Annotated in this window: 18 protein-coding genes; 14 read left to right on the forward strand and 4 right to left on the reverse strand. The window is 74.0% G+C overall.

What is annotated here, in order from left to right; genetic code table 11:
- Window positions 1–7: 7 nt before the first annotated feature.
- From OHA86_RS33535 to OHA86_RS33545, 3 genes are all read left to right on the forward strand, one after another.
- Window positions 8–784, forward strand: a complete 777-nt coding sequence (locus tag OHA86_RS33535) for an SDR family oxidoreductase (protein WP_329181423.1) — start codon at window positions 8–10, stop codon at window positions 782–784.
- Window positions 785–904: 120 nt separating this feature from the next.
- On the forward strand, window positions 905–1585 hold the full coding sequence (gene ung, locus OHA86_RS33540) for a uracil-DNA glycosylase (RefSeq protein WP_329182654.1): 681 nt from the start codon (window positions 905–907) through the stop codon (window positions 1583–1585).
- A 9-nt stretch (window positions 1586–1594) separates the two neighbouring features.
- Window positions 1595–2101, forward strand: a complete 507-nt coding sequence (locus OHA86_RS33545) for a hypothetical protein (RefSeq protein WP_329181424.1) — start codon at window positions 1595–1597, stop codon at window positions 2099–2101.
- On the opposite strand, the gene OHA86_RS33550 is transcribed toward OHA86_RS33545, so the two are convergent.
- Window positions 2089–2475, reverse strand: coding sequence for a hypothetical protein (locus tag OHA86_RS33550; protein ID WP_329181425.1), 387 nt, complete (start codon window positions 2473–2475; stop codon window positions 2089–2091). The genes OHA86_RS33545 and OHA86_RS33550 overlap by 13 nt on opposite strands.
- Window positions 2476–2719: 244 nt before the next feature.
- Between OHA86_RS33550 and OHA86_RS33555 the strand changes: the two genes are divergently transcribed.
- Complete coding sequence (locus OHA86_RS33555; protein WP_329182655.1) at window positions 2720–3619, forward strand: Gfo/Idh/MocA family protein; 900 nt, start codon at window positions 2720–2722, stop codon at window positions 3617–3619.
- Here the strand turns inward: OHA86_RS33555 and lnt are convergent.
- Window positions 3591–5114, reverse strand: a complete 1524-nt coding sequence (gene lnt, locus OHA86_RS33560) for an apolipoprotein N-acyltransferase (RefSeq protein ID WP_329181426.1) — start codon at window positions 5112–5114, stop codon at window positions 3591–3593. The two genes, OHA86_RS33555 and lnt, sit on opposite strands and share 29 nt — an antisense overlap.
- Before the next feature lie 157 nt (window positions 5115–5271).
- Complete coding sequence (locus OHA86_RS33565; RefSeq protein ID WP_329181427.1) at window positions 5272–5868, reverse strand: histidine phosphatase family protein; 597 nt, start codon at window positions 5866–5868, stop codon at window positions 5272–5274.
- A 305-nt stretch (window positions 5869–6173) separates the two neighbouring features.
- On the opposite strand from OHA86_RS33565, the gene OHA86_RS33570 reads away from it, so the two are divergent.
- Window positions 6174–7610, forward strand: coding sequence for a dihydrolipoyl dehydrogenase family protein (locus OHA86_RS33570; protein WP_329181430.1), 1437 nt, complete (start codon window positions 6174–6176; stop codon window positions 7608–7610).
- Between the two features lie 70 nt (window positions 7611–7680).
- Here the strand turns inward: OHA86_RS33570 and OHA86_RS33575 are convergent, their stop codons facing one another.
- Window positions 7681–8388 (reverse strand): SDR family oxidoreductase, encoded by a 708-nt coding sequence (locus OHA86_RS33575; RefSeq protein ID WP_329181432.1) that lies wholly within the window; start codon window positions 8386–8388, stop codon window positions 7681–7683.
- Window positions 8389–8503: 115 nt separating this feature from the next.
- Here OHA86_RS33575 and OHA86_RS33580 point away from each other — a divergent pair, with 115 nt between their 5' ends.
- The 9 genes from OHA86_RS33580 (at window position 8504) to OHA86_RS33620 (ending at window position 20974) form a co-directional block, all read left to right on the forward strand.
- On the forward strand, window positions 8504–9181 hold the full coding sequence (locus OHA86_RS33580; protein WP_329181434.1) for a TetR/AcrR family transcriptional regulator: 678 nt from the start codon (window positions 8504–8506) through the stop codon (window positions 9179–9181).
- Window positions 9182–9521: 340 nt separating this feature from the next.
- Complete coding sequence (locus tag OHA86_RS33585) at window positions 9522–10805, forward strand: ROK family protein (protein WP_329181436.1); 1284 nt, start codon at window positions 9522–9524, stop codon at window positions 10803–10805.
- A 444-nt stretch (window positions 10806–11249) separates the two neighbouring features.
- Complete coding sequence (locus tag OHA86_RS33590; RefSeq protein WP_329181438.1) at window positions 11250–11753, forward strand: flavin reductase family protein; 504 nt, start codon at window positions 11250–11252, stop codon at window positions 11751–11753.
- Between the two features lie 80 nt (window positions 11754–11833).
- Window positions 11834–12901 (forward strand): ABC transporter substrate-binding protein, encoded by a 1068-nt coding sequence (locus OHA86_RS33595; protein WP_329181440.1) that lies wholly within the window; start codon window positions 11834–11836, stop codon window positions 12899–12901.
- On the forward strand, window positions 12898–13806 hold the full coding sequence (locus OHA86_RS33600) for an ABC transporter permease (protein WP_329181442.1): 909 nt from the start codon (window positions 12898–12900) through the stop codon (window positions 13804–13806). Before OHA86_RS33595 ends, OHA86_RS33600 begins: the two co-directional genes overlap by 4 nt.
- The gene (locus OHA86_RS33605) at window positions 13782–14630 is read left to right on the forward strand and encodes an ABC transporter ATP-binding protein (RefSeq protein ID WP_329181443.1); all 849 of its coding nucleotides are present in this window, start codon (window positions 13782–13784) and stop codon (window positions 14628–14630) included. The genes OHA86_RS33600 and OHA86_RS33605 overlap by 25 nt, the downstream gene beginning before the upstream one ends.
- Window positions 14614–15999, forward strand: a complete 1386-nt coding sequence (locus OHA86_RS33610) for an LLM class flavin-dependent oxidoreductase (RefSeq protein WP_329181445.1) — start codon at window positions 14614–14616, stop codon at window positions 15997–15999. The genes OHA86_RS33605 and OHA86_RS33610 overlap by 17 nt, the downstream gene beginning before the upstream one ends.
- Window positions 15996–19943, forward strand: coding sequence for an ABC transporter ATP-binding protein (locus tag OHA86_RS33615; RefSeq protein ID WP_329181447.1), 3948 nt, complete (start codon window positions 15996–15998; stop codon window positions 19941–19943). Before OHA86_RS33610 ends, OHA86_RS33615 begins: the two co-directional genes overlap by 4 nt.
- The gene (locus OHA86_RS33620) at window positions 19940–20974 is read left to right on the forward strand and encodes an aldo/keto reductase (RefSeq protein ID WP_329181448.1); all 1035 of its coding nucleotides are present in this window, start codon (window positions 19940–19942) and stop codon (window positions 20972–20974) included. The genes OHA86_RS33615 and OHA86_RS33620 overlap by 4 nt, the downstream gene beginning before the upstream one ends.
- Window positions 20975–21000: the final 26 nt, after the last annotated feature.

Here is a 21000-nt window from a genome sequence, read left to right on the forward strand (position 1 = left end):
CGACACCATGACCCAGCTCCCCACCACCACCCCCGTCCAGGACACCGGCCGGGTCGCCCTGGTCACCGGCGCCAGCCGCGGCATCGGCTACGGCATCGCGCAGGCGCTGGTCGCCCGCGGCGACAGGGTGTGCATCACCGGACGCAACGAGGACGCCCTCAAGGAGGCCGTCGAGCGGCTCGGCGCGGACCGGGCGATCGGCGTCGCGGGCAAGGCCCACGACGAGGCGCACCAGGCCGTCGCCGTCGCACGCACCATGGAGGCCTTCGGCCGGGTGGACTACCTCGCCAACAACGCGGGCACCAACCCCGTCTACGGCCTGCTGGCCGACCTCGACCTCGGTGTGGCCCGCAAGGTCTACGAGACCAACGTGATCTCGGCGCTCGGCTTCGCCCAGCAGACCTGGAAGGCCTGGCAGAAGGACAACGGCGGCGCGATCCTCAACATCGCCTCGATCGCCGGCCTCGCCCCCTCGCCCTTCATCGGCGCCTACGGCATCAGCAAGGCCGCGATGGTCAACCTGACCGTGCAGCTCGCCGCCGAGATGGCGCCGGGCGTGCGGGTCAACTCCATCGCGCCCGCGGTGGTCAAGACGAAGTTCGCCGCCGCGCTCTACGAGGGCCGCGAGGAGGAGGCCGCGGCGGGCTACCCGCTGGGGCGGCTCGGCATACCCGACGACATCGGCGGCGCGGCCGCCTTCCTGCTCGGCGACCAGGCCGGCTGGATCACCGGCCAGAACCTGGTGATCGACGGCGGGCTGTTCCTGCACGCGGGCGGAGCCTGACCGCGGGCGCGCCCGGGAGGCCGGGCCGGACGAGGCCCTCGGCGAGGGCATTGTCAGTGCCTGCCGGTACGTTCTGACGCAGTAACGGATCGCGTACCGGAGGTTCCTGACGTGCCCAGCATGCTGCCCGACTCCTGGCAGAGCGTTCTCGGCGAGGAGTTGGACAAGCCCTACTTCCAGCAGCTCACCGAGTTCGTGGAGACCGAACGCAAGGAGCACCGCATCTTCCCGCCGCGCGACGAGGTGTTCGCGGCGCTGGAGGCGACGCCCTTCGACCAGGTCAAGGTGCTGATCCTCGGCCAGGACCCTTACCACGGTGACGGCCAGGGCCACGGGCTGTGCTTCTCCGTCCGGCCGGGGGTGCGGACCCCGCCCTCGCTGCGGAACATCTTCAAGGAGATGCACGAGGAGCTGGGCCACCCCGTGCCGGACAACGGCTACTTGCTGCCCTGGGCGGAGCAGGGAGTGCTGCTGCTCAACGCGGTGCTGACGGTCCGCGAGGCGGAGGCCAACTCGCACAAGGGCAAGGGCTGGGAGAAGTTCACCGACGCGGTGATCCGGGCGGTGGCCGGCCGCACCGACCCCGCGGTCTTCGTGCTGTGGGGGAATTACGCCAAGAAGAAGCTGCCGCTGATCGACACCTCCCGGCACACCGTGATCCAGGGCGCGCACCCCTCCCCGCTGTCCGCGAAGCTCTTCTTCGGCAGCCGGCCCTTCACCCAGATCGACGCGGCGGTGCGGGCGCAGGGCCACGAGCCCATCGACTGGCGCATCCCCGATCTCGGGGTGCGTGCCGGTTAGCGTCATCGGATGCGAGGACATCAGGAGGTGCCGACGGGCGGCCCGGCGCCCGCGGACGACGCCATGACGAGCAGGATCGGCCAAGTGGTGATGCTGCTGCACGCCGGGGACCGGGAGGAGGCGCGGCACCGCTTCACGGCGCTGTGGGCGGAGCTGGGCGAGCAGGGCGACCCCCTGCACCGCTGCACCGTCGCCCACTACCTGGCCGACACCCAGGACGACCCCGAGGACGAACTGGCCTGGGACCTGCGGGCGCTGCGGGCCGCCGAGGCGGTGGACGCGGAGCGGGCCGGCGGCGGAGGACAGGCCGGCCAGGTGCGCGGCTTCTACCCGTCGCTGCACCTCAACCTGGCCGCGTCCTACGCCAGGGTCGGTGAGGAGCGGCTGGCCCGCAGCCACCTCGGCCTGGCCCGCAAGGCCTGCGGCGCGCTGGCCGAGGACGCGTACGGCGACGGGGTGCGGGCCGCGGTGGGCCGGCTGGAGCTGCGGCTGACCGGCTCCGGTCAGTTGCCGTAGGCCCGCGCGCAGATGGCGGCCGCGGCGCTGTCCGCCGTCCAGCCGCCGTAGGCGCGCCCCAGCGCGCAGACCCCGCCGGCCGCGGGCTTCCTGGCCACCCGGGGGGGCCGTGGCTCGGCCGCCCGGTGCGGCACAGGGCCGGGCCGCGGCGCATCCGCGTGCCCGCCCGGTACCGCGACTCCGGCAGCAGCCGCCGCGGAGTCGGGCCGTACGGTCGCCAGCAGCGGACTGCCCGGCGGCGGGGTCAGCCGTACGACATCGGGCTCCCGGAGCTGCGCCGCGGGGGCGGTGGCGGGCGGGGGAGCGGAGACCGTGGTGCATCCGGCAGCGGCACAGGCCGCCGCCAGGATCACCACAGAGGGCAGGAGGCGCACTTCCCCAACAGTGCCCGCGCCGCCCGGCGCCCGACAGTCCCCGCAGGAGTGAAAGATCGGTCGCGCACGACCCGCGGCTCACCCGTACGAGTGCGCGCCGCCCCGGAGCGCGAGGCCCGCGCCCCGGCGCACCCCGGCCCCGGCCGGCCCGCAATCCGGCCCGTATGCTGCGGTGACACCGCTCCCACCAGGGGAAGTGCGGCACCGGCACGAGGAGCACGGCATGGCATCGGGCAGCGCCCCACTGAAGATCGGCGTCATCGGCCTCGGTGACATCGCGCAGAAGGCGTATCTGCCGGTACTGACCGCCCAGCCGGGCCTGGAGATTCATCTGCAGACCCGCACCCCCGCGACCCTGGACCGGGTCGGCGACGCCCACCGGCTGCCGCACCGGCACACCGGCCTCGACGCCCTGCTCGCCCAGGGCCTGGACGCCGCCTTCGTGCACGCGCCCACCGAGCACCATGTCGAGATCGCCGCCCGGGTCATCGAGGCGGGCGTCCCGGTCTACGTCGACAAGCCGCTCGCCCGCGACGCCGAGGGCGCCCGCCGCCTGGTCGCCCTCGCCGAGGAGCGCGGCGTCCCGCTGATGGCCGGCTTCAACCGCCGCTACGCCCCCGGCTATGTCCAGTGCCTGGACCACCCGCGGGATCTGATCCTCCTGCAGAAGAACCGGATCGGCCTGGCGGACGAGGCCCGCGAGGTGGTCTTCGACGACTTCGTCCACGTGGTGGACACACTGCGCTTCCTCGCCCCGGGGCCGGTCGAGCAGGTCCGGGTCTCGGCGAAGGTCAGGGACGGCCTGCTGCACCACGTGGTGCTGCACCTGTCGGGCGACGGCTTCACCGCGATCGGCTCGATGAACCGGATGAGCGGGTCCACCGAGGAGAGCCTCGACGTCAGCGGGTCCGACACCCGGCGCCAGGTGCTCAATCTCGCCGAGGTCGTCGACCACAAGGGCCAGCCGACCGTGCGCCGCCGCGGCGACTGGGTGCCGGTCGCCCGGCAGCGCGGCATCGAGCAGATCACCCTGGCCTTCCTCGACGCGGTCCGCTCCGGCACCCCTCTCGACGGGCGCGACGCGCTGGCCACCCACGAGCTGTGCGAACGGATCGTCACCGAGGTACGGGAACAGGCCGCCTGACCAACCGCGTCAGCTCGTACGCCGCCGCGGCCAGCACCAGCAGCAGCGCCACGTGCGGCACCCAGTCGCCGAACCGTACGTAGAGGCTGCGGCCGGAGGCGAGCGGGACCTCGTAGACCGCGGTGGTGCTGCTGCCGGTGCCGATCCTGCGGCCGACCCGGCGGCCGTCGGCGTCGTAGACCGCGCTGATGCCGGTCAGGGTGGCGTGCACCATCGGCCGCCAGTCCTCCGCCGCCCGCAGCGCGGCGAGCGACGCGTGCTGCGCGGGCGCCCAGCTGTGCTGGAAGGACGACGTGGACGACTGGGCGACCAGCAACTGGGCGCCGTCGCCCGCCAGATGGCGGCTCATGTCGGGGAAGGCCGTCTCGAAGCACACCAGCGGCCCGAACCGCAGCCGGCCGGTGTCCATCACCACCTGCCGGGTGCCGCGCTGCCGGTCCTCGCCCGCGGCCTTGCCCACCGAGGTCGCCCAGCCCAGCACCGACCGCAGTGGGATGTACTCGCCGAACGGCACCAGCCGCATCTTGTCGTACGACTGCCCGGTCACCCCGCCGGGGCCGATCAGCACCGCGGTCTTGGAGATGCCGGTGCCGTCGGCCCGCGGGGCGTCCACATTGACCAGCAGGTCCGCCCCGACCTGCCGGGACAGTGCCGCCAGCCGGCCCGCCACATCGGGCCGCGCGGCCAGGTCGACGCCGATGCTGCTCTCGCCCCACACGACCAGGTCCGGGTGGCTGCCGGCCAGTTGACCGGTCAGCCGCATCTCACGGTCCAGCCGCGCGGCCGGGGTGGCGACCACCCCGGGCTGCACGACCGCGATCCTGGTGCTGCCCGCCGCCTGCGGGCGCGGCGTCCACAGCCAGGCCGTGGCGGTCAGCACCGCCGCCGCGAGCAGCGCCCCGGCCGCTGGCCTGCGTACCCCGGGGACGGCGATCAGCGCGACCACGGCGGTGTTGACCAGCACCACCAGCAGGCTGACCAGCCACACCCCGCCGACCGACACCAGCCGCAGCGCCGGCGCCACCTGCCACTGGCTGGCCCCCAGCAGCCCCCACGGGCCGCCGAGATACTGCCAGGACCGCACCAGCTCCACCATCAGCCACCCGCACGGCAGCAGCACCAGCGCGGGTCCGACCCGGGCCGGCCCCACCGCGCCCGCCCCGAGCAGCCGGCGCACCAGCCAGCCCCAGGGCGCCCACAGCGCGCCCAGCAGCAGCGCGAGCACCACGATGAAGACGTTCAGGCTCGGGATCAGCCAGTGGTGCACGGCCAGCATGAAGCCCGCGCCGCCCAGCCAGCCGTCCAGCGCGGCCCGCCGCGGGCTCCCGGCGGAGCGCGCCAGCAGCATCCACGGCACCAGCGCCACATAGGCCAGCCACCACAGCGAGGGCGCGGGGAAGGCCAGCGCGGGCAGCGCCCCGGCGACTGCCGCGGCGGCGCCGCGGGTCCAGGGCGACGCGAGCCGCGACTGCTGTTCCTGGGCCGTCACCGTCATACGCGCTCCCTCACCAGTCCCCGCTCACCTGCCCGCGCGCATCCCCGTCGGCGCGGGGCTGCGGAGCGACCAGTGTCCTTGGTCCTGCTTGTCCCGTGCGGCGGGCGGCATGCACGGCCCACGGCGTGTCGGCGCGGCAGTGCTGCGCTCGTACGGCTCAGGGCAGCCGGTTCCACGCGGTCAGTACATGGCGGCCGTGCTCGGAGCCGAGCCGGCTGACCGTACCGGTGGCCAGCTGGAAGAGGGCGCCGTCGGCGGGCGGCAGGCCCAGCCTGCGGGCGGTCAGCACCCGCAGGAAGTGGGAGTGCGCGACCAGCACCACATCGCCGCCGTCGCCGTTGGCGAAGGCCGCCTCGACCCGGGCGAGCACCCGGTCGGCGCGCCCCCCGATCTGCTCAGGGGTCTCACCGGGATGGCCCTCGGGCCCGGGGACCACACCGTCGGTCCACAGGTCCCAGCCGGGCCGCCCGCGCAGGATGTCCCGGGTGGTCACACCCTCGTAGCCGCCGTAGTCCCATTCGTGCAGCCCGGGATCGATCCTGACCCGGTCCAGGCCGGCCAGCTCCGCCGTGTCGCGGGCGCGCCGCATCGGACTGACCAGGACCGCGGAGATGTGCCGGGCCGCGAGCAGCGGCGCCAGGCCGCGGGCCTGCGCCTCGCCGTCCTCGGTGAGCGGCAGATCGGTGTAACTGGTGTGCTGCCCTGACAGGCTCCACTCGGTCTCACCGTGCCGGATCAGCACCAGTTCGCCCATCGCCGCACCTCCTGCGACGCCCCTCGGCGTCCCGGTGTGATCATACGTCCCAGCCGTACCCGACGGCCGGTCAGCCGGCGCCCGCCGCCCGGCCGCAGGCCGCCGGTCACCCGTGCGGCGGCAGGCATGACACACGGGCGCCGGGAAAGACTCCCGTCACCCTTCGTCGTGACGATGACCGCGCGTGTCCCGGTTGCGGCATCAGCGTGGCGTCGGTGTGATCGTAGGGACGTGCCGCGGGCGCAGGTGCGCCCGCGCCCGTCCGGCCCGTCCCCCGTCGTCCGACGACAGCAACAGGAGCCGCCATGAACGACGCCCCCCGCACCTACGACGTGATCGTCATCGGTGCAGGCCCGGTCGGTGAGAACCTGGCGGAACGCGCACGGGCCGCCGGGCTGAGCGCGGTGATCGTGGAGAGCGAGCTGGTCGGCGGCGAGTGCTCCTACTGGGCGTGCATGCCGAGCAAGGCGCTGCTCCGCCCGGCCCTCGCCCGCGCCGACGCCAAGCGGCTGCCGGGGCTCAGCCACGCCGTGCGCGGGCCGCTGGACACCGCCGCGGTGCTGGCCAGGCGCGACGACTTCACCTCGCACTGGAAGGACGACGGGCAGCAGGCCTGGCTGACGTCGGTCGACGTGGATCTCGTACGCGGCCACGGCCGGCTCGACGGCCCGCGGCAGGTGGCCGTGGCCACCGCGGACGGCGGCACCGTACGGCTGACCGCGCGGCACGCGGTGGCGGTCTGCACCGGCACGACCGCGGCCCTGCCGCCCATGCCGGGCATCGCCGACATCAATCCGTGGACCAGCCGGGACGCGACCAGTGCCAAGAAGGCGCCGCGGCGGCTCGCCGTGGTGGGCGGCGGAGTCGTCGCGGTCGAGATGGCCACCGCGTGGCAGGCGCTCGGCTCCCAGGTCACGCTGCTGGTGCGCGGCGACTCGCTGCTGCCGAAGGTGGAGCCCTTCGCGGGCGAGATGGTCGCCGACGGGCTGCGGGAGGCCGGGGTCGACGTGCGCTTCGGGACGAACGTCGCCTTCGTGGAGCGGGACGGCGCCCACGGCGAGGTCAGGCTCGGCGTGGAGGGCGGCGCCCGGGTCAGCGCGGACGAGGTGCTCTTCGCCATCGGGCGCGCCCCGCACACCGGCGACATCGGCCTGGAGACCGTCGGCCTCAAGCCGGGCAGCTGGCTGTCGGTGGACGACACCTGCCAGGTCACCGGCGTCGACGGCGGCTGGCTCTACGCGGCCGGTGACGTCAACCACCGGGCGCTGCTCACCCACCAGGGCAAATACCAGGCCAGGATCGCCGGCGCGGTGATCGGCGCCCGCGCCAAGGGCGAGCCGGTGGACGAGACGCCGTGGAGCCCGTACGTGGCGACCGCCGACCACGCGGCGGTGCCGCAGGTGGTCTTCACCGACCCCGAGGTCGCCGCGGTCGGCCTGTCGGCCGCCGAGGCGGAGCAGGCCGGGCGGCGGACCAAGGTGGTGGACTACGACCTCGCCCAGGTCGCCGGCGCGAGCCTGTACGGCGACGACTACCGGGGCCGGGCCAGGATGGTCGTCGACCTGGACCGCGGCCACCTGCTGGGCGTCACCTTCGTCGGCCCGGGCGTCGGCGAACTCCTGCACTCGGCGACGGTGGCGGTCGCGGGCGAGGTGCCGGTGGACCGGCTGTGGCACGCGGTCCCCGCCTACCCCACGATCAGCGAGGTCTGGCTGCGCCTGCTGGAGGCCTACCGGGGCTGACCCGGCCGCCGGCCGCTCGACCGGGCGCCCGGGAGGTCCCGGGCCGTCCCCTCGGGCGGGCCGCCTGGGGTCAGCGGCCCGCGAGCTGCGGGTAGAGCGCCGCCAGGTCGGCCGCCAGGCCCGCCTTGACCTGCTTGCTCAGGTCGTCGGCCAGCACTTCGTGCAGCCCGGCCCCGACGCCGTCCAGCGCGGTGCGCGCCACCGCCGCGGGATCCAGCTTCGGGGCGGTGACGCCGACCGTCATGTCGGTGTCCATGTAGCCGACGTGCAGCGCGGTGACCTGGGTGCCCTGGTCCGCCAGTGCCAGCCGCAGCGCGTTGGTCATCGACCACTCTGCCGACTTCGCCGCGGAGTAGGCGGCGCTGCCCGGCTGGCTGATCCAGGACAGTACCGACAGCACATTGAGGATCGCGCCGCCGCCGTTCTTCGCCAGGGCGGGGGCGAAGGCCCGGCTGACCTCCAGGGTGCCCAGCACGTGGGTCTCGAACTCGGTCCGGTACGCGCTCAGGTCGCCGTCCAGGATGGCCGCTCCTGTCGAGCTGCCCGCGTTGTTGACCAGCAAGGTGACGTCGCCCGCCTGCTCGGCCGCGGCGCGTACCGACCCGGGGTCCGTGATGTCGAGGGCGATCGGCACCGCGCCGGGTACGCGCACCGACGCGGGATTGCGGGCGGCGGCGTAGACCTTGGCCGCGCCGGCGTCGAGCAGCGCCTTCACGAACTGCTCGCCGAGGCCGCGGTTGGCTCCGCTGACGAGTGCGACCGAGCCGTTGATCTGCATGAAAATCCTCCGGTGGGGGAGCGGGTCGTAGTGCCGACCGATGGAAACCGATCGGTTTCCATCCACCGTAAACCGATCTGTTTCCGATGTCGAGCGGGCGCGGTAGTCTCGACCCATGGCCACCACAGCGGAGCAGCCGTCACCTGTCGCGGAGCCGTCGCCCCTTGCGGAGCCGAAGCCTCTTGCGGAGCCGTCGCCCGACGCGGCGGCGTCCCGGGAGGGGAGGCGCGCCGGGAAGGCGTCGTCGCGGGACCGGCTGCTGGACGCCGCGGCCGAGCTGTTCTACCGGGACGGCGTCGGCACCGGCATCGACGCCCTGTGCAAGGCCGCGGGTGTGTCGAAACGCTCGATGTACCAGCTCTTCGCCGGCAAGGACGACATGCTCGCCGCCGCGCTGGAGCGCGCGGCGCCCGGCTATCAGGCGCTCGTGCTGCCGCCGGCCGGCGTCCCCGGGCCGCCTCGCGCCCGGCTGCTGCACGTCTTCGAGCAGCTGGAGCGGGCCGCGCTCTCGCCCGGTTACCTCGGCTGCCCGTTCCTGGCCACCCAGGTGGAGCTCAAGGACCCCGCGCACCCCGCGAGCGTGGTCGCCGCCCGCGGCAAGCAGGTGCTCACCGACTTCTTCTGGGCCGAGGCCGCACGCGGCGGCGCCGCCGACCCGGCCCTGCTCGCCCGCCAGCTGACGCTGGTCTTCGACGGCGCGAGCGCCCGGGCCGGCATCGGCGCCGACTCGCTGGACGGCCTCGCGGTCACCACGGCCGCCGCGCTGATCGACGCGGCGGGTGTCACGGACTGAGCCGCATCGGTCGCGGCGGGGCCGGCGCAAAGAGCGGAAACGGGCGGAAACCCCGCCCCGGACGCCCGCTGTGGGCGCCCACAACGTGGCCGCCGCGTCCACCATGCGGTCAACCGTTTGACCGGCTTCGGCCGCGCCGGTTACGTTGCGCGGCATGCAGCGCACCACACACCTGACGACGCGGGGTCATGTCGACCTCAAGCGTGTGTGCTCCGCCGCGTGTCACCAGGTCTGACAGCACAGCTCCGCGAGGAGCGCCAACGGGGTGCCCGCCCCGCCGGTTCGACGCCGGCGCGGCCCCCACGGGTACGCCCCGCCGCCGTCGACCTGGAAGGCCACCGTGGTAGTCCTGCCGCCGTCCGACCGCCGTGACACCGCCCCGCTTCCCCCGACTCCGCTGCGCCGCGCCGACGTTCCGCACTCCGCGGTCCCGCTCCGCCGCCCCTCGGCGGCCGGCACCGTGCTCAGCGCGATCCTCGACCACGGCCCGGTGGCCCGCAGCACCGTCGCCCGGCTGACCGGCCTGTCGCCGGCCGCGGTGAGCGGGCACTGCACGCAGTTCCTGGCCCGCGGCCTGATCAGCCAGAGCGAGGAGACCGCGGGACCGCGGGGCCTGGGCCGACCGCACATCCCGCTGGACATCGACACCGGCCGCTATCTCGTGGCCGGCGCGCACATCGCCGTCGCGCACTCCACCCTGGCGCTGATGGACCTGCGCGGCCGGATCGTCGCCAGCGACCGCAGGCCGCACCGCGGCACCGACCCGCAGCGGGTGCTCGGCGGACTGGCCGCCCGGCTGCCCCGGCTGGTCGCCGCGCACGCCGGCGGCCGCACGGTGCTGGCGCTGGGCCTCGCCACCGGGCAGTGGGTGGACCCCGACGCCGGGGTGATCGTCGACCATCCGCGGCTGGGCTGGCGCGATGTGGCGGCCCGTGAGTTCCTGGCCGCCGCCACCGGGCTGCCGGTGCACGTCGACAGCCACTCCAGGGCGCTGGCCCGCGCCGAGCAGCTGTTCGGCGCGGTGGCCACCCGGGAGAGCGCGGTGCTGCTGTTCGTCGGCGCGGTCGTGGACGCCGCCTTCGCCACCACCGACGGGGTGCACCGCGGCCCGCGCTCGGCGGCGGGCAGCGTGGCGCACCTGCCGGTCGGACCCGGCACGGACACGGACGCGGGCCCGGCGGAGACCTGTACGTGCGGCACGCCCGGCTGCCTTCAGTCCGAGGTGTCGGAACCCGCGCTCGTCCGGCAGGCCGCCGCCCGCGGGCTCATGGTCGCCGACTTCCGCGCGCTGCTGGACCTGGCGCTGGCCGGCGAACCGCGCGCGGTGGACCTCTTCCGGCGGCGGGCGATGCATGTGGGCCGGGCGGTCGCGCTGCTGCTCGACATGTTCGACCCGGAGGTCGTGGTCGTCGTCGAGCCGGGCGCCGGGCGGCTGACGGAGTGTCTGGACGTGCTGCGCGCCGAGGTCGCCGACCGCTCGTGGGTCTGCGGCGACCCGCGGCGCGCGGTGGTGCCGAGCAGCTTCACCGGCTCGGTCCTCCAGGTCGCGGGCGGCGCGGTCGCGCTCGGCGCGCTCTACGCCGACCCGCTCGGACCGTGGCCGGTGCTGCCCGCCGTGGGCTGAACGGGTCGCACGCCGGCCCGGCGGGCGCGATATCCGACTTAATTCAGGAAGTTGCATTGTTGACCCGGGTGGAACGCGGCCGCGAGAATGGAATCATGAACGGTAAGCAGCGGAATCCGGAGCAGGCGCCGAGCCCGGCGCGTTCCTTCCGCGCGCCCGCCACGCCGGCCCGCGACACCGCCCGGCGTGCGTGTTGTCGGCGCCACAGCGCCCTCACCGCGTGTCGCCCGCACCGTTTCTGTCGGGGCGTCAGCCGCACCGCGTAATCACCGCGGCCCCCGTACGGCATTCCCCGCCCCCCTGCTTTTCCCTTGTTTCCCCTCCTCTCGTCCCATGTCGTGATCAGCCACGCCCGCAGTGCGCCGCACAATGCCGTGCGGGTCGCCGACGCGGTGCTTTCCGCTGCGCCCATCCCGCCCGCACCCAAGCCAATTGGGGGAGACGTTGACCACCACCGTGCCGTCGCTTCCCGCCCCGGGCATCGCCCCTGAGCGGTTCAAGAAGATCTTCCGCAACCACCCGGCAGGCGTGGTCGTCGTCACCGTGGACGCAGGCCGCGGCCCGGCCGGCTTCACCGCGACCTCGCTCACCTCGCTCTCCCTCGAACCCCCGCTGGTGTCGTTCGGCATCGGAGTCACCGCGTCGTCCTGGCCGCATGTCGAGCAGGCCGGCAGCGCCGTCGTCAACTTCCTCGGCGCCGACCAGGAACAGCTCGCCAGGACCTTCGCCACCAGCGGTATCGACCGTTTCGCCGAGCCGACCCGGTGGCGCCGGCTGCCGCAGGGCGAGCCCGTGCTCGACGGGGTGACCGGCTGGCTGCACCTGCGCATCGAGCAGATCGTGCCGGCCGGCGACCACCGCGTCGTGATCGGCCGGGTCCAGGACTCCTGGGCCGACGGCGCCCGCAGCCCGCTGCTCTTCCACGACGGCGGCTACCACTCCCTGTGACCGGCCGAGCACCCGGCACCCCCCACCCCGCCCCGACCAGCGACCGGATGACGATTCCGGCCTCTCCCCAGGAATTCACCATGACCACAAGCCCCGCCGCCCGACTCGTCCCACGCCGGTCATTTCTCGCCCTCGCAGGCGGCGCCGCATTCCTTGCCGCGTGCTCCCGGAATTCGAGCGCGTCGATCGACAGCGTGCCGACCCGCGCACTCCCCTCGGGTGCGCCGCCGTCCGGGACGAAGCTCGCGATAGCCATTCACACCTCGCAGTTGCAGCTGGCCGAATCGGGCCTGGACAAGCAATTGCAGTTCTCGGTCTCCAGCTGGCCCAATCTCAGTGCGGGACCCGATGTCATCCAGGGATTCCGCGCCCATTCCGTCGATCTCGCGAGCAACGCCGGAATTCCGCCGATCCAGGCCGAGGCCATCAAGGTCGGCGCCCGGATCGTCGCCGTGCAGAGCCGCGACCACCCGATCTACAGCTTCGCGACCGCGCCGGGGTCCGGGGACGCCATCGCCTCGGCGAAGGACTTCCGCGGCAAGAAGATCGCCTTCTCGCAGGGCCAGGCCCAGGGCGTGGTGGTGCTGCGCGCCATCAAGGAGGCGGGCCTGAGGAATTCCGACGTCAAGCTGATCGCGCTGCCCAGCACGCAGTTCCTGACCGCGCTGCAGTCCAAGCAGGTCGACGTGGCGCCGCTGGGCGAACCGTCGCTGACCAAGTACCTCAGCCAGTACGGCAAGGACGGCGCCCGGGCGGTCACCACCGACGTGGTGGACATGCTGGGCGTCCTGTGGGCGCCCACCGAGGTCCTCAACGACGACGCGAAGGTCGCCGCCATCCGCAACTTCATCCCGCTGTGGGCCAAGGGCGTGGTGTGGGCGTGGGAGAACACCGACCAGTGGATCCGGAGCTACTACGTCAAGGACCAGGGGGTGACCGCCGCGGACGGCAAGCGCATCGTCTCCGCGCTCTCCCAGCCGCAGTTCCCGCGCAGCTGGGACAAGGCCATCGCCTGGGAGCAGGAGACGGCCGACCTGATGGCCGAGGGCGGCTTCGTGACGAAGGTCAGAGCCGAGGCGCTGTTCGACCGCCGCTTCGAGGGGCTGGCGGCGCAGGCCGTACCGGCGAAATACCAGGTGGCGTCATGACCGACCTGCTGCCCCAGGCGCGTGCGGCGGAGCCCGCAGCCAAGGACCGCACCCGGGCCGCGGCCCCCGCACCGGCCCGGCGCGCCGTGACCGGCACCCGGCGCACCGCGACCTCCGCGACCGGCACCCGGCGGCGGCTCGGCCCCGGCCGGGCGATCCCCTTCGCCCGGCTGACCGGCCCGGCGCTGGTGGTGCTCATCTGGTGGGCCGCCTCCGCCTCCGGCTATCTCGACCCGCGCATCCTGTCGGGACCCGGCACCGTCGCCTCGACCGCGGTCGACCTGATCAGGAGCGGCCGGCTCCAGAGCAATGTGGCGGTCTCGCTGCAACGCGCCGGATTCGGCCTGCTGTTCGGGGTGCTCGCCGGTGTGCTGCTCGCGGTGGCCGCCGGGCTCAGCCGGGTCGGCGAGTACCTGCTCGACGGCACCCTCCAGGTCAAGCGCGCGATCCCGTCGCTCGCCCTGCTGCCGCTGATGATCCTGTGGCTCGGCATCGGCGAGCAGATGAAGATCACCGTGATCGCCCTCGGTGTCGCGGTCGTCGTCTACATCAACACCTACGCCTCGCTCACCGGCATCGACCGCAGATACGTCGAACTGGGCGAGAGCCTGGACCTGACCCGCGTGCAGTTCATCCGCAAGGTGGTGATCCCCGGCGCGCTGCCCGGCTTCTTCGTCGGACTGCGCCTGGCGGCCACCGCGTCCTGGCTCGGCCTGGTGGTGGTCGAGCAGATCAACGCCACCAAGGGCCTCGGTTACATGATGTTCCAGGCCCAGCTGTACGCCCAGTCCGACGTGATCATCGTCGGCCTGGTCGTCTACGGAATCTTCGGCTTCGTGTCGGACGCGATCGTGCGTGCCGCAGAACGGAGGGTGCTGTCATGGCGACGCACACTGGCGGACTGACCGCCGAGCGGCCGGCCGGCCCGGCGGCCGCCGCGGTCCGCACCACCCGGCTGGTGCGCTCCTTCGGCGACCGGGACGTGCTCAAGGAACTCGACCTGACCCTGGGACAGGGGGAGTTCACCGCGCTCCTGGGCCGCAGCGGCTCCGGAAAGTCCACCCTGCTGCGCGCGGTCGCCCGGCTCGACCACGGTGTCGCCGGGTCCGGCGAACTGAGCGTGCCCGAACGGGTGTCGCTGTCCTTCCAGGACTCCCGGCTGCTGCCCTGGCTGCGGGTGCTGGACAACGTGGTGCTCGGCGTGCGAGGCAGGGACGCCAAGGAGCGCGGCACGAAGGCGCTGGCCGAGGTCGGGCTCGAAGGCCGGGAGCGCTCCTGGCCGCACGAGCTGTCCGGCGGCGAGCAGCAGCGTGCCGCCCTGGCCCGCGCCCTGGTCCGCGACCCCGAACTGCTGCTGGCCGACGAGCCGTTCGGGGCACTGGACGCGCTCACCCGGATCAGGATGCACGACCTGCTGCGGGAGCTGTACGAGCGGCACCGCCCCGCGGTGCTGCTGGTCACCCACGACGTGGACGAGGCGGTCGAACTCGCCGACCGCGTCCTGGTGCTGGAGGAGGGCCGGATCGCGGTCGACCTGACCATCGACCTGCCGACCCCGCGCAGCCGCCGCGACCCGCGCTTCCAGGAATACCGCGACCTCCTGCTCGCCGCGCTCGGCGTGCACCAGCCGGAGGCCCCCGCCGACCCCGTACGCCCCGCCCCGCACCCCGCCGACGCGCCCACCGGGCACCCGCACAAGGAGACGAACTCCCATGACCCGCAAGCCTGACCGCAAACCGCTGCACCTGAACGCCTTCCTGATGTCGGTCGGGCACCACGAGGCGGCCTGGCGGCTGCCGGAGAGCCCCGCGGCCGGCGGCACCGACATCGCGCACTACCAGAACCTCGCGCGGATCGCGGAACGCGGCAAGCTGGACTCGCTCTTCCTCGCCGACAGCCCCGTCCTGATGGGCGACCCGGGCCGCCGCCCCGCCAACAAGCTCGAACCGACCGTGCTGCTCACCGCGCTGGCCGGCGTCACCGAGCACATCGGCCTGATCGCCACCGCCTCCACCAGCTACAACGAGCCGTACAACCTGGCCCGCCGGTTCGCCTCGGTCGACCATGTCTCGGGCGGCCGGGCCGGCTGGAACATCGTCACCACCGCGGGCGCCGACGCGGCCCGCAACTTCGGCCTGGACGACACCCCGCTGCACCGCGACCGCTACCTGCGGGCCGCCGAGTTCGTGGACGTCGCCACCAAGCTGTGGGACAGCTGGGCCGACGACGCCGTCGTCGCCGACAAGGAGTCCGGCGTCCACGCGCTGGCCGACAAGGTGCGGAAGTTCGAGCACCGGGGTACGTATTTCCGGGTGGACGGACCGCTGAACGTACAGCGTTCCCCGCAGGGCTACCCGCTCCTGGTGCAGGCCGGCTCCAGCGAGGACGGCAAGGACTTCGCGGCCCGCTACGCCGAAGCGGTCTTCACCGCCCAGCAGACCCTTGAGGAGGCCATCGCCTTCTACAAGGACGTCAAGCAGCGCGCCCTCGGCTTCGGCCGCGACCCCGAGGGCATCAAGATCCTGCCCGGCATCGTGCCCGTCATCGGCGACACCGAGGAGCAGGCGCGGGCGCTGGACGGCGAGCTGGACCGGCTGATCCGCCCCGAGTACGCCGTGCGGCAGCTGTCCAAGACCCTGCGTGTCGCCCCGGAGCGGCTGGAACTCGACAAGGAGCTCCCCGACGACATCCCCACCGAGGACGAGATCGAGGGCGCCAAGAGCCGCTTCACCCTCATCGTGGAGCTGGCCAGGCGCGAGCGGCTGACCGTACGGCAGCTGATCGGCCGGCTCGGCGGCGGACGCGGCCACCGCACCTTCGCCGGCACCGCCGAACAGGTCGCCGACACCATCGAGCACTGGTACGACGCGGGCGCCGCCGACGGCTTCAACATCATGCCCGCGGTGCTGCCCTCGGGACTCGAGCTGTTCGTGGACCGGGTGGTGCCGATCCTCCAGGAACGCGGCCTGTTCCGCACCGAGTACACCGGCAGCACCCTGCGCGAGCACTACGGCCTGCCGCGCCCCGCCAACCGCCTCTTCGACACCGCCGACACCAGCGCCGGGCACCTCGGCATCGCACTCACGGAGGTTTCGTGACGGACTGTAGAAGCACGGCCGCCGGGCCGGCCGCCACCCCGGCGGCCGGCCCGGCGGGACCGCCACCGGCCGGCTGGGTCCGCCGGCTCGGCGGCTACTGCCTGCGGCACCGCGGCGACCTGCTCGCCGCCTTCGCCGGCGCGCTGGCCGCCGCGGTCGCCACCGCGGTGCTGCCCCTGGTGCTGCGCCACGTCGTGGACACCGTCGCGGCCGGCGCGGGCGGCCCGCTCGGCTGGTGGATCGCGCTGCTCGCCGGGCTCGGCGCCGTCCGCTTCGCGGCCGGCTGCACCCGCCGCTACCGGGCCGGGCGGCTGTCGCTCGGTGTGCAGTACGACCTGCGCAACGACGCCTTCGGGGCGCTGCTGCGGCTCGGCGGCGCCCAGCAGGACGACCTGCGCACCGGCCAGATCGTCAGCCGGTCGATCTCCGACATCACCTTGATCCAGACCCTGCTGCAGTTCCTGCCGAACATGACGGGCAACGCCCTGATGTTCGTGGTCTCGCTGGTCCTCATGGCGCTGCTGTCCCCGCTGCTGACGGTGGTCGCGCTGGTGGTCGGGCCGCTGCTGTGGCTGATCGCGCTGCGCAGCCGCAAGGACCTCTTCCCGGCGAACTGGCACGCCCAGCAGGAGGCGGCCGAGGTCGCCTCCACCGTCGAGGCGGCCGTCACCGGGGTCCGGGTCGTCAAGGGCTTCGGGCAGGAGCAGCGCGAGCTGGCCGGCCTCGAAGGCCGCGCGCGGCGGCTGTTCTCCTCCCGGCTGCGGGTGGTGCGCTACACCGGCAGCTACACCCCCGCGCTCCAGGCCGTCCCCGCGCTCGGCCAGGTCGCGGTGCTGGCGCTGGGCGGCTGGCTGGCGCTGCACGGCCGGATCTCGCTCGGCACCTTCCTGGCCTTCACCACCTACCTCGGCTCCTTCGTCACCCCGGTCCGCCAGGTCGCCACCCTGCTCACCGTCTGGCAGCAGGCCAGGGCGGGCACCGAACGCGTCCTCGAAGTCATCGACGAGGCCCCCGCCGTCACCGACGCGCCCGGCGCCACCGCCCTGCCCGCCGGTCCGCCCGCGCTCAGCTGGCACGACGTCACCTTCGGCTACGGCAAGGGCCACGAGCCGCTGCTGCGCGGCTTCACCCTGGACATCGCGCCCGGCGAGACCGTCGCCCTGATCGGCCCGGCCGGCTCCGGCAAGTCCACCGCGGCCGCCCTGCTGCCGCGCTTCTACGACGTCTCGTCCGGCTCGGTCAGGGTCGGTGGCACCGATGTGCGCGACCTGCGGCTGGACTCGCTGCGCTCCGCGATCGGCTACGTCTTCGAGGAGAGCCTGCTGCTGTCCGACAGCGTGCGGGCCAACATCGCCTACGGCGACCCGGACGCCTCCGAGGAGCGGATCAGGCGGGCCGCCGCCATCGCCCGCGCCGACGGATTCGCCGAGCGCCTGCCCCAGGGCTACGACACCGTCGTCGGCGAGCAGGGCCTGACCCTGTCCGGCGGCCAGCGCCAGCGCATCGCGCTGGCCCGCGCGCTGCTCGGCGACCCGGCGGTGCTGGTGCTGGACGACGCCACCTCCGCGATCGACGCCCGGGTCGAGTCCGAGATCCACACCGCGCTGCGGGCCGCCACCGCGCGGCCCACCACCCTGATCGTCGCGCACCGCAGGTCCACCCTCGAACTGGCCGACCGCATCGCGGTCCTGGACGGCGGCCGGGTCGTGGACACCGGCACCATGGACGAACTGCGCTCCAGGTCCGCGCTCTTCCGCAGCCTGCTGTCCGCCGCCGACGTGGCCGAGCCCGGCACCGCGCCCGCGGGCGCCGAGGCCGCCGGCGCCCCGCCCGCGGACCGTCCGGCCGAATACGTACCCGCCGCCGAGGACGACAGCGCGCCGCCGGCCGTCACCGCCCGTCTGTGGCGGCGCACCGGCGCCGCCGAGCGGCCGCGGACCGACGGCACCGACCTCAAGGCCGCCCAGGCCATGGCACTCACCGCGGCCACCGCGGGCCGCGGGCGCGGCGGGCCCGGCAGCGGGGTGCTCGGCTCCGCCCCGCCCACCGCCGAACTCCTCGCGGGGCTGGCCAGGATGCCGCTGCCCGACGCCGACCCGGACGTCCCGGCCGAGCGGACCAGGGCCGCCGACCCGCACTTCGGACTGCGGGCGCTGATCGGCCCCTTCCGGCTGCCGCTGCTGCTCGGGCTGCTGCTGGTGGCCGCGGACGCCGTCGCGCAGATCGCGGTGCCGATCCTGGTCAGGCACGGCGTCGACTCCGGCGTCGCCCGCCACTCCGGCGCCGCCCTGCTGGCCGCCGCGGGCGCCGCCGCCGCCGTGGTCTGCGCCGACTGGCTGATCGGCGTCGCCCAGCAGCGGACCACCGGGCGTACCGGCGAACGCCTGCTCTACACCCTGCGGGTCAAGACCTACGCCCAGCTCCAGCGGCTCGGCCTGGACTACTACGAGCGCGAGCCCGGCGGCCGGATCATGACCCGGATGACCACGGACGTCGACGCGCTGTCCAGCTTCCTCCAGACCGGCCTGATCACCGCGGTCGTCAGCCTGCTGACCGTGCTCGGCGTCCTGGTCACCCTGCTGGTCATCGACGCAGGGCTCGCCGTGGTGCTGCTGTGCGCGCTGCCGCTGCTGATCGGCGGCACCGCGCTCTTCCGCCGCCACTCGGTGCCCGCCTACCACGAGGCCAGGGAACGGGTCAGCGCCGTCAACGCCTGCCTCCAGGAGAACGTCACCGCCATCCGCGTCACCCAGGCCTTCCGCCGCGAGGACCGCAACGCCCGCGACTTCGCCGCGCTCGCCTGGGCCTTCCGGGACTCCCGGCTGCGAGCCCAGCGCAATATCGCGCTCTTCTTCCCCTTCGTGGAGCTGCTGGGCGTACTGTCCACCGCCGCGGTCCTCGCCGTCGGCGCCGGCCAGGTCCGCTCGGGAGCGCTGACCGCGGGCACCCTGATCGCCTTCCTGCTCTACGTCGACCTGTTCTTCTCGCCGATCCAGCAGCTCTCCCAGGTATTCGACGGCTACCAGCAGGCCGTGGTCGGCCTCGGCCGGCTGCGTACGCTGATGCGCACCCCCACCGGCACCCCGGCCGCCGCCTCCCCGCTGCCGGTCGCCGCGCTGCGCGGGGAGATCGTCCTCGACCGGGTGTCCTTCGGCTACGCGGGCGGCGGCGGCCAGGAAGTCCTGCACGCCGTGTCGCTGCGGATCGCCCCCGGCGAGACCGTCGCCCTGGTCGGCGCCACCGGCGCGGGAAAGTCCACGGTGATGAAGCTCATCGCCCGCTTCTACGACCCCACGTCGGGCGCGGTGCTCGTGGACGGGCACGACCTGCGCGCCCTCGACCTCGCGGGCTTCCGCGCCCGGCTCGGCGTGGTGCCGCAGGAGGCCCATCTGTTCAGCGGCACCGTACGCGACGCCATCGCCTACGGCCGCCCCGCCGCGGGCGACGCCGAGGTGGAGGCCGCGGCGCGCGCGGTCGGCGCGCACGACATGGTCGCCGCGCTGCCGCTGGGCTACCTCCAGCCGGTCGGCGAACGCGGCAGGAACCTGTCGGCGGGCCAGCGCCAGCTGCTCGCGCTGGCCCGCGCGGAACTGGTCGACCCCGACGTCCTCCTGCTCGACGAGGCCACCGCCTCGCTGGACCTCGCCGCAGAGGGCCGGGTCGCCGCCGCCACCGAGGCGCTGACCCGGCGGCGTACGACGCTGGTCGTGGCGCACCGGCTGACGACCGCCGCCCGCGCCGACCGGATCGTGGTCATCGACCGCGGCACCGTCGTCGAGACCGGCACCCACACCGCCCTGCTGGCCGCGGACGGCCCCTACCGCAGGCTCTGGGACGCCTTCCGGCAGACCGGCGCCGCCGCCACCGTCGACCAGCTCGCCCCGGCCGCGGACCCGCACACCGATCCCACCACCGACCATCTCGTCAACGGGAGAGCACGATGACGCAGTACCGCCCCTTCGGACGCACCGGCGTCAAGGTCAGCCCGCTGTGCCTGGGCGCCATGATGTTCGGCCCCCGGGGCAACCCGGACCACGCCGACGCGATCCGGATCATCCACCACGCCCTCGACTCAGGCATCAACTTCGTCGACACCGCCGACGTCTACTCGGCCGGCGAGTCGGAGACCATCGTCGGCAAGGCGCTGGCCGGCGGCCGGCGGGACAATGTCGTGCTGGCCACGAAATTCCACGGCAGCCTCGGCAGCGACCCCAACGAGCAGGGCAATTCGCGCCGCTGGATCGTCCGCGAGGTCGAGAACAGCCTGCGCAGGCTCGGCACCGACTGGATCGACCTCTACCAGGTGCACCGGCCCGAGCCCGGCACCGACTTCGACGAGACGCTCGGCGCGCTGTCCGACCTCGTCCACCAGGGCAAGATCCGCTACATCGGCACCTCCACCTTCGAGCCGTCGGCGATCGTGGAGGGCCAGTGGACCGCCGAACGCCGGGGCCGCGAGCGGGTGGTCGCCGAGCAGCCGCCGTATTCGCTGCTGGCCCGCGGCATCGAACGCGAGGTGCTGCCGGTCGCCCAGCGCTACGGCCTGGCGGTGCTGTCCTGGAGCCCGCTGGCCGGCGGCTGGCTCTCCGGGCGCTACCGCAAGGGCGCCGAGCAGCCGGTCTCCAGCCGGACGGACCGCCAGGCGGCGCGCTTCGACATCGACTCGGCGGAGAACGCCGCGAAGCTGGAGGCGGCCGACGCGCTGGCCGCGCTGGCCGAGGAGGCCGGGCTCACCCTGGTCCAGCTCGCGCTGGCCTTCGTGCTCGAACACCCCGGCATCACCTCGGCGATCATCGGCCCGCGCACCTTCGAGCAGCTGGAGGGCCAGCTCGGCGCGGACAAGATCACGCTGGACCGGGAGATCCTGGACCGTATCGACGAGATCGTGCCGCCGGGCGTGAACCTGTCGGCGCGTGACGCCGGGTACGTCCCGCCCGCCCTCGGCGACTCCGCCCTGCGGCGCCGCTCGGCCTGACGCGGAAGCCCGCCCCGGAAGCCTCC

The organism is Streptomyces sp. NBC_01477 (assembly GCF_036227245.1).
Lineage (GTDB): Bacteria > Actinomycetota > Actinomycetes > Streptomycetales > Streptomycetaceae > Actinacidiphila.

Excerpts from the sequence above, each read along its gene's own strand:
- OHA86_RS33600 (WP_329181442.1), top strand. The coding sequence starts at position 12,898 with ATGACCGACCTGCTGCCCCAGGCGCGTGCGGCGGAGCCCGCAGCCAAG.
- OHA86_RS33580 (WP_329181434.1), top strand. The coding sequence starts at position 8,504 with ATGGCCACCACAGCGGAGCAGCCGTCACCTGTCGCGGAGCCGTCGCCC.
- OHA86_RS33605 (WP_329181443.1), top strand. The coding sequence starts at position 13,782 with ATGGCGACGCACACTGGCGGACTGACCGCCGAGCGGCCGGCCGGCCCG.
- ung (WP_329182654.1), top strand. The coding sequence starts at position 905 with ATGCTGCCCGACTCCTGGCAGAGCGTTCTCGGCGAGGAGTTGGACAAG.
- OHA86_RS33575 (WP_329181432.1), bottom strand. The coding sequence starts at position 8,388 with ATGCAGATCAACGGCTCGGTCGCACTCGTCAGCGGAGCCAACCGCGGC.
- OHA86_RS33620 (WP_329181448.1), top strand. The coding sequence starts at position 19,940 with ATGACGCAGTACCGCCCCTTCGGACGCACCGGCGTCAAGGTCAGCCCG.
- OHA86_RS33610 (WP_329181445.1), top strand. The coding sequence starts at position 14,614 with ATGACCCGCAAGCCTGACCGCAAACCGCTGCACCTGAACGCCTTCCTG.
- OHA86_RS33535 (WP_329181423.1), top strand. The coding sequence starts at position 8 with ATGACCCAGCTCCCCACCACCACCCCCGTCCAGGACACCGGCCGGGTC.
- lnt (WP_329181426.1), bottom strand. The coding sequence starts at position 5,114 with ATGACGGTGACGGCCCAGGAACAGCAGTCGCGGCTCGCGTCGCCCTGG.
- OHA86_RS33565 (WP_329181427.1), bottom strand. The coding sequence starts at position 5,868 with ATGGGCGAACTGGTGCTGATCCGGCACGGTGAGACCGAGTGGAGCCTG.
- OHA86_RS33595 (WP_329181440.1), top strand. The coding sequence starts at position 11,834 with ATGACCACAAGCCCCGCCGCCCGACTCGTCCCACGCCGGTCATTTCTC.
- OHA86_RS33570 (WP_329181430.1), top strand. The coding sequence starts at position 6,174 with ATGAACGACGCCCCCCGCACCTACGACGTGATCGTCATCGGTGCAGGC.
- OHA86_RS33545 (WP_329181424.1), top strand. The coding sequence starts at position 1,595 with ATGCGAGGACATCAGGAGGTGCCGACGGGCGGCCCGGCGCCCGCGGAC.